Annotated in this window: 9 protein-coding genes; 5 read left to right on the top strand and 4 right to left on the bottom strand. The window is 54.6% G+C overall.

What is annotated here, in order from left to right:
• Positions 1–8 precede the first annotated feature (8 nt).
• Positions 9–491, bottom strand: coding sequence for a sigma D regulator (gene rsd / locus ACIDEJ_RS12525; protein WP_411988402.1), 483 nt, complete (start codon positions 489–491; stop codon positions 9–11).
• A 465-nt stretch (positions 492–956) separates the two neighbouring features.
• Here rsd and hemE point away from each other — a divergent pair, with 465 nt between their 5' ends.
• Together hemE and ACIDEJ_RS12515 are read left to right on the top strand one after the other, a co-directional pair.
• Positions 957–2,021 (top strand): uroporphyrinogen decarboxylase, encoded by a 1,065-nt coding sequence (gene hemE, locus ACIDEJ_RS12520; protein WP_411988401.1) that lies wholly within the window; start codon positions 957–959, stop codon positions 2,019–2,021.
• A 243-nt stretch (positions 2,022–2,264) separates the two neighbouring features.
• Positions 2,265–4,859 (top strand): putative bifunctional diguanylate cyclase/phosphodiesterase, encoded by a 2,595-nt coding sequence (locus ACIDEJ_RS12515; protein WP_411988400.1) that lies wholly within the window; start codon positions 2,265–2,267, stop codon positions 4,857–4,859.
• A 146-nt stretch (positions 4,860–5,005) separates the two neighbouring features.
• On the opposite strand, the gene purD is transcribed toward ACIDEJ_RS12515, so the two are convergent.
• Both purD and purH read right to left on the bottom strand, forming a co-directional pair.
• Complete coding sequence (gene purD / locus ACIDEJ_RS12510) at positions 5,006–6,304, bottom strand: phosphoribosylamine--glycine ligase (RefSeq protein ID WP_411988399.1); 1,299 nt, start codon at positions 6,302–6,304, stop codon at positions 5,006–5,008.
• Between the two features lie 54 nt (positions 6,305–6,358).
• Positions 6,359–7,948, bottom strand: a complete 1,590-nt coding sequence (purH, locus tag ACIDEJ_RS12505; protein ID WP_411988398.1) for a bifunctional phosphoribosylaminoimidazolecarboxamide formyltransferase/IMP cyclohydrolase — start codon at positions 7,946–7,948, stop codon at positions 6,359–6,361.
• A 310-nt stretch (positions 7,949–8,258) separates the two neighbouring features.
• Here purH and zntR point away from each other — a divergent pair, with 310 nt between their 5' ends.
• The gene (gene zntR, locus ACIDEJ_RS12500; protein ID WP_411988397.1) at positions 8,259–8,726 is read left to right on the top strand and encodes a Zn(2+)-responsive transcriptional regulator; all 468 of its coding nucleotides are present in this window, start codon (positions 8,259–8,261) and stop codon (positions 8,724–8,726) included.
• Positions 8,727–8,775: 49 nt separating this feature from the next.
• Positions 8,776–10,071, top strand: a complete 1,296-nt coding sequence (locus ACIDEJ_RS12495; protein WP_411988396.1) for an SO_0444 family Cu/Zn efflux transporter — start codon at positions 8,776–8,778, stop codon at positions 10,069–10,071.
• 165 nt (positions 10,072–10,236) lie between these two features.
• On the opposite strand, the gene ACIDEJ_RS12490 is transcribed toward ACIDEJ_RS12495, so the two are convergent.
• Positions 10,237–10,359 (bottom strand): hypothetical protein, encoded by a 123-nt coding sequence (locus ACIDEJ_RS12490; protein ID WP_411988395.1) that lies wholly within the window; start codon positions 10,357–10,359, stop codon positions 10,237–10,239.
• Between the two features lie 627 nt (positions 10,360–10,986).
• Between ACIDEJ_RS12490 and ACIDEJ_RS12485 the strand changes: the two genes are divergently transcribed.
• Positions 10,987–11,466, top strand: coding sequence for a GNAT family N-acetyltransferase (locus ACIDEJ_RS12485; RefSeq protein ID WP_411988394.1), 480 nt, complete (start codon positions 10,987–10,989; stop codon positions 11,464–11,466).
• Positions 11,467–11,799: the final 333 nt, after the last annotated feature.

Genomic DNA, 11,799 nt, shown 5'->3' with positions numbered 1-11,799 from the left:
CAATGCGCCTACAGCACCGGAGCTGTTTCGTGGCGCTGAATACGGTAGGTGTACAATACCTGCAGCAAACGGTCTTCCAACTGCAGTCGGGTTTCCAGGGTGTTGACCAGCGCTGCCAAGTCTTCATCCAGCCCATACAACATGTCGTCGTTTTCCACTTCGGCATATTTGTCGATGAAATCCAGCAGCAAATCCGTGGTTTCCAGCAGTTTGGGTAACAGCTGGTCGGTGAGCTTCTGCCCTTCTGGGAAAGAGTGCATGATTTGGTTTATTACCCGGAAGTGGCATTCGGAAATGTAATCCACCAGGTGTTCACAAAACAGGTGTACCTGGTTCACCCCGGGCAGGCTCTTTTCGTGTTTGCCGTAGGGCGGAATGCCCGCCAGTTTGAAATACTGACTCAGTAATTCGCGGCGGTTGTGCAACCAGCGGTCAATCAAACGACTTGCACCGCCCCATTTTTGTTCTGCCAGTTCCAGTTTCGTTAGCATGTGCCACTCCTTCACCGCCTTGAATATGATTAAATTTAGGCGATTTTATAAGTGCTTGGCAACTTAAACCGGCGGGAATGATGATTAAAGTTTGTGCGGGCCCCAAAGGCGGTTGGCGGGTTGGCAATAAAAAGCCCAGCAGTAATCAATACTGCTGGGCGAGGAAAATTTTAAGGGCTCGATGTGACGAGCTTCTTGATTGTTCTTGCTAGCGCAGACTTTTTATACCAAAGGGGGGGAACTGGCGCAACTGTTTTCAGTCCAAGGCAGGATGTAGTTTTCTAGTGGATAACACTTTGCCCACAGACCGTGATCTGCTGCAAGTTATGTGTGATGCCGGCATTTTTTTCAGTGGGCATATGCATGTTGGTGGTCACAGAAATACTGCCGGAGAGGTTACATTATTGTGGCAAATGCTAAAATACCGCTCCAGCAAATCCCAAAATAACCTGTAGGAACAGCTAAATGGCAGAATTGAAGAACGATCGTTATTTACGTGCCTTGTTGAGACAACCTGTCGATGTGACGCCAGTATGGATGATGCGTCAGGCCGGGCGTTATTTACCGGAGTATCGCGCCACCCGTGCCCAAGCAGGTGATTTCATGTCGCTGTGCCGCAATGCCGAGCTGGCCTGTGAAGTGACGCTGCAACCGTTGCGCCGTTTTGACCTAGACGCTGCCATCCTGTTTTCCGACATCCTCACCGTGCCTGATGCCATGGGACTGGGGCTGTATTTCGAGGCCGGTGAAGGCCCGCGCTTTGAACGCAAGGCTGACACCATGGCCGCCATTCAGGCGCTGCCCATTCCCGATCCGGAAGTTGAACTGGGTTATGTGATGAAAGCGGTCAGTACCATCCGCCGCGAACTGAAAGGCGAAGTGCCGTTGATTGGTTTTTCCGGCTCGCCCTGGACTCTGGCCACTTACATGGTGGAAGGCGGCTCCAGCAAAACCTTTGAACAGATTAAGCGCATGATGTACGCCGAGCCGGCAGCACTGCACCTGTTGCTGGATAAACTGGCCGATGCGGTGACCTTGTACCTCAATGCCCAGATTGCCAACGGCGCGCAGGCGGTGATGATTTTCGATTCTTGGGGCGGCGCCCTGTCCCATACAGCCTATCGTGAATTTTCCCTGCGTTACATGCAGAAAATCATTGATGGCCTGACCCGCGAAGCGGAAGGCCGCCGAGTACCGGTTACCCTGTTTACCAAGGGCGGTGGCTTGTGGCTGGAAGCCATGGCGGAAAGCGGCTGTGATGCACTGGGGCTGGACTGGACCATTGATATTGCAGAAGCGCGTCGCCGTGTAGGTGATAAAGTGGCATTGCAGGGCAATATGGACCCCTCCATGCTGTATGCACCTGTTGCCCGCATTGAAGAAGAAGTGTCCAGCATTCTGGCAGGCTTTGGCGAAGGCAATGGTCATGTGTTCAACTTGGGCCACGGCATTTCACAGCATGCCGACCCAGAACACGCTGCGGCATTTGTCAAAGCCGTACATGAAATGTCCCGTCAGTATCACAAGTAAATCATTGCTGATATTGCATTCAAAGGCCCGTTTTTTCGGGCCTTTGTCGTTTTTTACTACATTAGAGTTCACATTTTTTCAAATTCTGCAAAAGCACGGTGATAAGCAATGCGCTAAATCAAATACTCCTTAAGGACGATAGGGCATGATGCCATGGTTTTCACAGAATCAGCGTGGCGTGGAGTCGTTTGTTGAAGTCGCGATGCTGGTACCCATAACAATAAAAGTGCCAAAGCATCCGCCATGTATATAGACAATCGAATCCGGCTGTTTATTGGGGTATTTTGTCTGCCAGCCTTGCTGGCGGTTACCTATTGTTTGAACCTGTGGTTTGAGCATGACATTACCCAACATCAGCAACAGATGTTGCAGCAGGATGTGCAGCGCATACAACAGCGCATCTCCGCCGACATGCTGCACCTGCAGCAGTTGTTAATGCTTTATACGCCGGTTTTGACACAACCCGCGGCAGCGGCCATTGACGCCACGGATTCTGATACGGATATCAGCCTGTTTGTGGCGCCAAAATCCCTGGCAACACTGCATCCTCTGGTGGCGGGGCCTTTCCCAGCGGCCACTCAGTTGCTGGCAAAACTGCAAGGACAGCGTTGGCTCGGGGCGCCCGGCAGCGGCATTTTGTTCATTGAAGAACAGCCCGTGATGTTGAGCTACCGCTATTTGCCTGATGGCCGGTTATTGCTGGCCAGCCAATGGCTGTCCCAGGATTATCTCTCGTCACTGGATGCCTCCCACCTTGCCGCACTGCGTTGGCTGCGCCCCTTTGATGCGTTAACGCCCGCAGTGAACTACCAGCAGCTGTCACTGCCGGCATTGGGCAATGAGCCGGTGATCCTGGAAATTCGCATGGCGCCCCAGGCGGCGCCCTTGATGCAGTGGCATAACTTGCCGGTGATAGGCATTTTGCTGGTGGGCGGGATCTGTTTGCTGGCGTTGGGGTATGTGTGGTTGCGTTTTAAGTTGATGCGGCCTTTTGCCCAATTGATGGATGAGCTGGCGCAAATTGACCCCGGCACGCGCAATCCCGCCATACTCAGTGGCCGGGGTGGCGGTGAGTTTACCATTTTGGCCGATCGCATCAATGCGCTGGTATTGCGAATTTGTCGCCATAAAGAGCACTCCCGCATCACCCTTGAGTCCATTGCCGAGGCGGTACTGCTGACTGATCGTCACGCCCGGGTCATCTATCTTAATCCCCAGGCGGAACGGCTGTTGGGGATTAACCGTCGTCAGGCGATGACCACCACGCTGAGCGAGCTGTTTCAGAGCGCCAACAGCCTGGATGCGGAAATCAAGCAGTTCATGTCGGCCGGTAGCCGTCAGCCGGAGCATTACAAGATGACGCTATCCCTGTCCCGGCCACGGATATTGGATCGGGCCTTGAGCAATTTGCGGGATGCCAGCGGCAATATTGTGGGGTCGGTCATCGTGCTGCGGGATATTACCGATGAAGAGCGCCTCAAGCACCAACTGCAGCGCCGTGCCGATTATGACGCCATCACCGCATTGCTCAACCGCCGCGCTTTTGAAGACCAATTGCCGGATTTTGTGGCCCATGCGCGCACGTTGGCCGTGTGTTATCTCGATTTGGAACAATTCAAGCTCATCAACGATAACTGTGGCCATGCCGCGGGCGACAGGATGCTGGCGCTGGTGGCCCGGGCCATTGAAACCCAGCTGCGCACCCAGGATTTGCTGGCACGGCTGGGCGGGGATGAGTTCGGTTTGGTGATCCGTGACTGTTCATCACTGGAAGTTATTCGGCAGCTGAAAGAAATCGTGCATCAGGTGAACCTGCAAACCATACAGCATCAAGGGGTGCATTATCGGGTGGGCGTCAGTATCGGGGTGGCATTTTCCCAGGAGGAGCCCCGCAAGGCCGATGAACTATTGAAAGATGCCGATATTGCCTGTATTGCCGCCAAACGCAAGGGCAGCAGTCAAATCCACATTTTTGACGGTCGCAACCGGGAACTGGCATACGAGCGCAATGCCCCCCAATGGGCGCTGCGCATTACCCGTGCCATTGAGGCCCGGCAACTGTTGTTGTATTTCCAGCCCATCCGTAATCTTAACGGCCGTTGTGAACGGCAGCGGCTGGAAATTTTGCTGCGCATCCAGGATGAAAATGGCCGGGTGTTACCGCCCGGGCAGTTCATTGCCGCGGCGGAGCGTTTCAAGCTGATGCAGGATGTGGATAAGGAAGTCATCCGTATGGCGTTTGAGTGGTTGGCGGCCCATCGCACCTTGTGCCACGAAATCGTGATGTCCATCAATCTGTCGGCCAACAGTCTGGGGGCCGACGGCATGCTGGAATACATTACCGCTCAGCAAGCCCGTTATGGCATCCCCAGCAGCTGCGTGTGTTTTGAAATCACCGAAACCAGTGCCATCCAGAATCGGCAGCAGGCCATGAGTATGCTCAAGGCCATGCGCCAGCAAGGGCTGTCATTGGCGCTGGATGATTTTGGCAGCGGTTTTGCCTCTTATGGTTATCTGCGGGAATTGCCGGTGGATTATGTGAAGATTGACGGCTGTTTCGTGCGGCAACTGGCGGGCAATCCCCGGGATTACGCCATTGTAAAATCCATTCATGATGTTTGCCGTACCATGGGCATTGAAACCGTGGCGGAATTCATCGAAAGCCAGGACATCATCGACAAGCTTAACGAGATAGGCATCCATTATGCCCAGGGGTATGCCATTGGCCGCCCCATGCCCTTGGCGCAATACCGCCTGCCAAGTAGCGGGCTGCGGGTGGTGGCGGAGGATGGGCCTGCATTGGCGGGGGCCAAAGCCGCCATGGGAAATGCCGGATAAGCGTGATGGTGAGAGCTCTTGCTACATGGCCGCACCATGCGTCAGCCTTTGGTGCAAAGAGGGTAGGGAAGCGAGTTAGCCATGGCAGCAGTGCCACCATGGCCGGATAACGGAACTAACAGCTTACGTGACTAACGAACAGTGTTTTACTGCTGCTGTTCCCTCGCAATGGCCCGGTAGCCGATATCGGTGCGGAAATACACGTCATCCCAGTGAATTTCATCCACCAGCGCATAAGCGGCCTGCTGGGCACTGGCAACGGTATCTCCCAAGGCGGTGGCACACAATACCCGGCCGCCATTGGTAACCACATGGCCCGCTTGCATCCGGGTGCCGGCGTGGAATACCTTTTTATGCTGATTGCCAAGGGTCAGCCCCTCAATCACGTCCCCTTTGCGGTATTGCTCCGGATAACCGCCGGCCGCCATGACCACGCCCACGGCAGCGCGCTCATCATATTCGGCAGAGACCTTATCCAGCTCACCGCGACAGGCGGCCAGACACAAAGCCACCAAATCGGATTTGAGCCGCATCATGATGGGTTGGGTTTCCGGGTCGCCAAAGCGGCAGTTATATTCCAGTACCTTGGCAGTGCCGTCATTGGCAATCATCAGCCCAGCGTACAAAAAGCCGGTATACACATTGCCTTCGGCAGCCATGCCGTCCACGGTGGGACGAATGACATGGGACATCACCCAGTCGTGGATTTGCGGCGTTACCACAGGTGCGGGCGAGTAGGCGCCCATGCCGCCGGTATTGGGGCCGTTGTCGGCATTGTCCCGGGCTTTATGATCCTGACTGGTGGCCATGGGCAGAATGTTTTGTCCGTCCACCATCACGATAAAGCTGGCTTCTTCGCCTTTAAGGAACTCTTCAATCACCACCCGCGAACCGGCGTCACCAAATTTGTTACCGGCCAGCATGTCATCAATGGCGGCATCCGCCTCGGCCTGATTTTGCGCGATGATCACCCCTTTGCCGGCTGCCAGGCCATCGGCCTTGATCACCACCGGAAAACCGGTAGTGGCTGCCAGCGAAGCGGCATAGGCTTTGGCCGGGGCCATCTCGGTAAAGTTCTGATAATCGGCGGTCGGGATATGGTGCCGTGCCAGAAAATCCTTGGTGAACGCCTTGGAGCCTTCCAGCTGAGCCGCACCCTTGGTGGGGCCAAAGATGGTCTGACCGGCGGCACGAAAAGCATCAACCACACCGATGACCAGCGGGGCTTCTGGACCCACGATGGTCAGTGCCACGTCCTGGGCTTGGGCAAAGGCCAGCAACTGGGGCACATCGGTGGCGTCAATGGCCACATTCTCAAGCTTTGGCTCCAGCGCGGTACCGGCATTGCCCGGTGCCACAAACACCTTTTCCACTTCTGCAGACTGAGCCGCTTTCCAGGCCAGGGCGTGCTCACGACCACCACCGCCAATCACGAGTACTTTCATCTAGTTGTTCCTTAATGTGTTGTCAGAGGGGAGCCTGGCTCCCCCGGCAAATCATCAATGGCGGAAATGACGCATTCCGGTAAATACCATTGCCATGCCGTGTTCATCTGCTGCGGCAATCACTTCCTCGTCACGGATGGAGCCGCCGGGCTGAATGATACACTGAATGCCGGCAGCTGCGGCAGCATCAATGCCATCACGGAACGGGAAGAAGGCATCGGAGGCCATTACGGAGCCTTCTACCACCAGCCCTTCATCGGCAGCCTTGATGCCGGCAATCTTGGCACTGTATACTCGGCTCATCTGACCGGCGCCCACGCCAATGGTCATGCCGTCTTTGGCATAGACAATTGCATTGGATTTGACAAACTTGGCCACTTTCCAGCAAAACAGCAGGTCCTTGAGTTCCGCTTCGGTAGGCTGACGTTTGCTGACCACCTGCAGATCGGCAGCGGTGATTTGGCCCTGATCCCTATCCTGAATGAGCAAGCCGCCGTTAACCCGTTTGTAATCATAACCCTGAGTGGCCTGTTGCCACTGACCGCATTGCAGCAAGCGCACATTGGCCTTTTTGGCCACGATATCCCGGGCCGCCTGACTGACAACCGGGGCAATAATCACTTCCACAAACTGGCGCTCCACAATGGCAGCGGCGGTGTCGCCGTCCAGCTCGCGGTTAAAGGCGATGATGCCGCCAAAGGCTGAGGTGGGGTCGGTTTTAAAGGCGCGGTTGTAGGCATCCAGCAAATCGCTGCCCAGCGCCACGCCGCATGGGTTGGCGTGTTTGACAATCACGCAGGCAGGCTCATCAAAGGCCTTGACGCATTCCAGCGCTGCATCGGTGTCGGCAATATTGTTGTAAGACAACGCCTTGCCCTGTAGCTGCTCCGCCGTGGCCACTGAGGCTTCATCCACACTCAGCTCAGTGTAAAAGGCCGCGCTCTGATGGCTGTTTTCGCCGTAACGCAGGTCTTGTTTTTTCACCAACTGGGTGTTGAAGGTGCGGGGGAAGCGAGAGTCCGGTTCGCAGTTGTCCCGGCTGTGGGCCGGAACCATGGTGCCGAAGTAGTTGGCAATCATGCCATCGTAAGCGGCGGTATGTTCAAAGGCGGCAATGGCCAGATCAAAGCGGGTGTCGAGGGTGGTGGAACCATTATTGGCGGCCATTTCCGCCAATACCCGATCGTAATCGGCAGCGTTGACCACAATGGTGACATCTTTATGGTTTTTCGCGGCTGCCCGCACCATGGTAGGACCGCCGATATCGATATTTTCCACGGCGTCTTCCAGTGTGCAGCCGGGTTTGGCAACGGTGGCGGCAAATGGATAAAGGTTAACGACCACCAGGTCGATAGGGCTGATGTGGTTGGCGGCCATGACGGCTTCATCCAGACCACGGCGTGCCAGAATGCCGCCATGCACTTTGGGATGCAGGGTTTTTACCCGGCCATCCATGATTTCAGGGTGTCCGGTATAATCGGAAACTTCGGTCACCGGAATTTGGTGCTCGGCCAACAGGCGGGCGGTACCACCGGTGGACAACAGTTCCACGCCCTGAGCATGCAGGGCTTGGGCAAATTCCAGGATTCCGGTTTTATCTGAGACGCTGAGCAGCGCGCGACGAATAGGTCTGGCAGTAGTCATTTTGGGTACAGTTTCCACTTTTTTAATATTGCGAAGATACTTTGGCAAAATTATAAAAATCAGCAAGTTGAAATAATAACTTTGCCAAAATCCCTCAATGCGACAGGGTTTCCCCTGTTGCCGGAGGCGCTATTTTAGCGCAAAAGCCCCTCAGATATTGTTTTTTATGAAGAACAACACATACGGATTTGGTGAACGGCGAATCGGCATAAAAAATAGTGAATGAGATTGTTTTTCATTTAAAAAGGGTTGACTTTGGACTAAGCTCCAAGGTTTATACTCAAGCGGTGTCATCGTATGGGAGCAGGGCATGTATCGCATTGGTGAACTGGCAAAACACAGCGGGGTGAATACCGACACGCTGCGTTTTTACGAAAAAAACGGCTTGTTGGCCCCGTCGATGCGCACCGCCAACGGATATCGCATGTATAGCGCTGAGGATGCCCGGCGTTTGCAGTTTATCCTGCGGGCCAAGGCGGTGGGTTTCAGTCTGGGGGAAATTGCCGATCTGCTGTCCATCGATTTGGATAAGGCCAACTGGGCCTGCAGCGACGTGAAAACGATGGTGGATGACAAGCTGCAACAGGTGCAGCAGAAAATGGCGGAGCTGCAGCGGTTTATGCAATCGTTGCAGATGTTGTCGGACATCTGCTGCGGCGGGTCTGTCAGTGCCGAGCACTGCTCCATCCTGCAGGCGCTGGAGTCTTGCGATGGTGTGCATGGCGCGGCGCCGGACAGTAGCACTTTTCCGGCTCATGACCCCCAGTCCATGACGTAGGGGCAGAACCCATGACGCATCATCAGGCTTCATCTAAGGAATACCGCAAATGTTAATGGAAAATTTTATCGCGCTGTTCAGAGAATCCGCCCCCTGGTTGTTACTGGGACTGCTGTTGGCCGGATTACTGAAAATGTTTGTGTCCATGTCGTGGATGCACCGGCAGTTGGGCGGGCACGGGCTTGGCAGCACCATCAAGGCCGCCTTGCTGGGGGCGCCGCTGCCATTGTGTTCCTGCGGCGTCATTCCGGCAGCGGTGGGATTGCGCCGCAGTGGGGCATCCAAAGCCGCTACCACCTCCTTTTTGGTGTCCACACCGGAAACCGGGGTGGATTCCATCACGGTGTCTTACGTCTTGCTGGGGCCATTCATGGCGGTGGTGCGCCCCATCGCTGCAGTATTGAGCGCGATTACGGCGGGGTTGCTGGTCGGCCGGGATGAGGTCTTGGTGGCTGACAAACACCCTGGCAATGACGATTGTGGTGGCAGCGGGGCAGTTGCATCTTGTTGCACTTCAGGCAATGCCGTTAGCAGTTGTTGCAGTAGCACTCAGCCAGATGCTCAGAAGAAAGCGGATGGCAGCAGCGGGGCAGTTGCATCTTGTTGCACTTCAGGCAATGCCGTCAGCAGTTGTTGCAGTAGCGCTCAGCCAGATGCTCAGAAGCAAGAGAATGGCAGTGCATCGCCCCATTATGAAGCGCTGTTGCAGGAGGATTGCGGTTGCAGCAGTAACAGTTGTTGCAGCAGTGGCGAACCTGCGGCCGACGCCATGTCCTTTATGGGCAAACTGTGGCACGGCATTAAGTACGCCGCGACGGATCTGGTGGCGGATACCGCCTTGTGGCTGTTGGTGGGACTGTTTTTTGCAGCGTTGGTAACCACATATGTGCCAGGGGATTTTCTGGCGCGCTGGGGAGATGGGGTGCTGGCCATGCTGGTGATGGTGCTGGTGTCCATTCCCATGTATATCTGTGCCACCGCCTCCACGCCCATTGCCGCGGGCTTGCTGTTGGCCGGGGTGTCTCCAGGAGCGGTACTGGTCTTTATGCTGGCAGGCCCTGCAACCAACATCGCCACGCTGGGCATTGTGACCAAAGAGCTGGGGACGCGGGCGCTGTACGGCTATCTTGGCGGAGTGCTGGGCGTGGCATTGCTCAGCGGTGTGGTGGTCAATTATCTGGTCACAACGTTTGGATTTACGGTGCAGCCGCAAATCGGGGCCGAGCATGGGTTACTGCCAGAGGCGGTAACCGGGTATGCGGCGGTGCTGCTGGCCATTTTGATGGCTAAAGCGGTTTACCACAAGTTGCCACGGCGCTGGTTACGTCGGGATTGCTGCTCATAAGCGGTTGCGGACATGCAACAGGCTGGATTGCAGATGGGATTGCGCTGTGTGGTAACGAATGATTTATGGGGATGAAGGGTAAAAAGAAAGGCACTCAACGAGTGCCTTTCGTGATCCTGTCGCCGATAAGCGACTGCAACATTAATAGTTTCATAGGCAGAAGTATTAGCTGTTATCTGCAGGAGTATTTCTGGCTGCACGTTTTGCGGCTTTAGCGGCCCTTTTTTCCTTCATGGTCATCTGGGGCTTTTTCTTCTGTTCTTTGCTGTTGCTGTGTTCTTTACTCATGGTTTTCCTTCCGTATGTACTTTAGGAGAAACCGGGGGGATACATTTTGCATTGTCCCGGCGATTTCAAGACTCACCTGACAGCTGGTGACACCCGTTTTACGGGTCTCGATGAAACCAGTTGCATCGACAGCCATCTGCCGATGAATTTCATTCTACGCCGCTCAAATTAGGCTGGCGCACTTGGCTTATAGAATAATTCAGAATAAAAATAATTTGATCATTATGCATGGTAATTAAAAGGGCATTTTTACCCCGGTTACCAGAAGCACTGTTACTTTTACGCAACAGCAGGTCGATGATTGGCTAGCTAATCAAGGCGGATTGATAACGCTAGAATAACGCAAGCCAACACAAGGACGGCTTTTGCGTGCCGTATGCCGACGATGGTTGGCCCCTGTGGGGTGGGTAAAACGGTTCGGTTCCGGAACGATGACGGCAGGCATGCCGGTTATCTGCCGATGCAGTTATTGTGGATGCGCTTCCCGGCCACCTGTTACAGGTACTCTCGGTAATTGCATCGGCATCCGGAACCCTCTTGTGCCGGTTTGCCCTTATGGCTTTCTAAGCCTTGCAGCCTGTGGTGTAATCTGTGGTCATCATGCCTTGATAATCACGGACACCCATCATGCAATGGCAGCTTCAGCGTTTTTCCAAACTGGATAACCACACACTTTATCACCTGCTGAAACTGCGGGTGGATGTGTTCGTGGTGGAGCAGCAATGCCCTTATCCGGAGCTGGATGACAAAGACCATGCAATGGGCGCCATGCACCTTTTGGGTTATGGGAATGATGGTGAGCTGCAAGCTTATGCCCGCCTGTTGCCACCCGGATGCAGTTATGCGCAATGCAGTATTGGACGGGTCTTGGTGGCCGCCAGTGCCAGAGGGCAGGGTCTTGGCACCTTGCTGATGCAACAGGCCGTGATGGCCTGCCATGGATTATGGCCCGACAGCGCCATTCGGATTGGTGCCCAGCATCATTTGCAGCAATTTTATGCGTCGTTGGGCTTTGCGGTGGTATCAGCGGTATATCTTGAGGATGGCATTGCCCATGTGCAGATGCAGCTGCCACCGCCACGGGAGCACACTGATAGCGGTGCATAAAAAAAGGAGCACCGGGGTACTCCTTTGGCAACATCAGGCACGTATTTTTATATCCGGTTGCGTGTCCACATCACCCTGCCAGTTAATGGTGGCAAGTTGGGTATGCTGGGCCACAACGGCGAGTGGGCCTGAAAACATCTGCCGTATAAAGAGCAAACGATAGCCGTAACCCTGTAAGCGGTAGTACGTCATTTTTTGCTCTGGAGTCATTGCATCCCACAATGACTGGGGTGAAATAGCGGTCCGTCGCCTTTCTTTGTATTGTTCTTGAGTTTGGACCATGGCTTGTATCTTTTACTGTTAATTACGTTATTGCTCAGTTTGCTGACGCTA

The organism is Shewanella mytili, from assembly GCF_046765975.1.
GTDB lineage: Bacteria > Pseudomonadota > Gammaproteobacteria > Enterobacterales > Shewanellaceae > Shewanella > Shewanella mytili.
This window is presented reverse-complemented; position numbering and strand designations above follow the sequence as displayed.

Excerpts from the sequence above, each read along its gene's own strand:
- hemE (WP_411988401.1), top strand. The coding sequence starts at position 957 with ATGGCAGAATTGAAGAACGATCGTTATTTACGTGCCTTGTTGAGACAA.
- ACIDEJ_RS12515 (WP_411988400.1), top strand. The coding sequence starts at position 2,265 with ATGTATATAGACAATCGAATCCGGCTGTTTATTGGGGTATTTTGTCTG.
- purD (WP_411988399.1), bottom strand. The coding sequence starts at position 6,304 with ATGAAAGTACTCGTGATTGGCGGTGGTGGTCGTGAGCACGCCCTGGCC.
- ACIDEJ_RS12485 (WP_411988394.1), top strand. The coding sequence starts at position 10,987 with ATGCAATGGCAGCTTCAGCGTTTTTCCAAACTGGATAACCACACACTT.
- zntR (WP_411988397.1), top strand. The coding sequence starts at position 8,259 with ATGTATCGCATTGGTGAACTGGCAAAACACAGCGGGGTGAATACCGAC.
- purH (WP_411988398.1), bottom strand. The coding sequence starts at position 7,948 with ATGACTACTGCCAGACCTATTCGTCGCGCGCTGCTCAGCGTCTCAGAT.
- ACIDEJ_RS12495 (WP_411988396.1), top strand. The coding sequence starts at position 8,776 with ATGTTAATGGAAAATTTTATCGCGCTGTTCAGAGAATCCGCCCCCTGG.
- ACIDEJ_RS12490 (WP_411988395.1), bottom strand. The coding sequence starts at position 10,359 with ATGAGTAAAGAACACAGCAACAGCAAAGAACAGAAGAAAAAGCCCCAG.
- rsd (WP_411988402.1), bottom strand. The coding sequence starts at position 491 with ATGCTAACGAAACTGGAACTGGCAGAACAAAAATGGGGCGGTGCAAGT.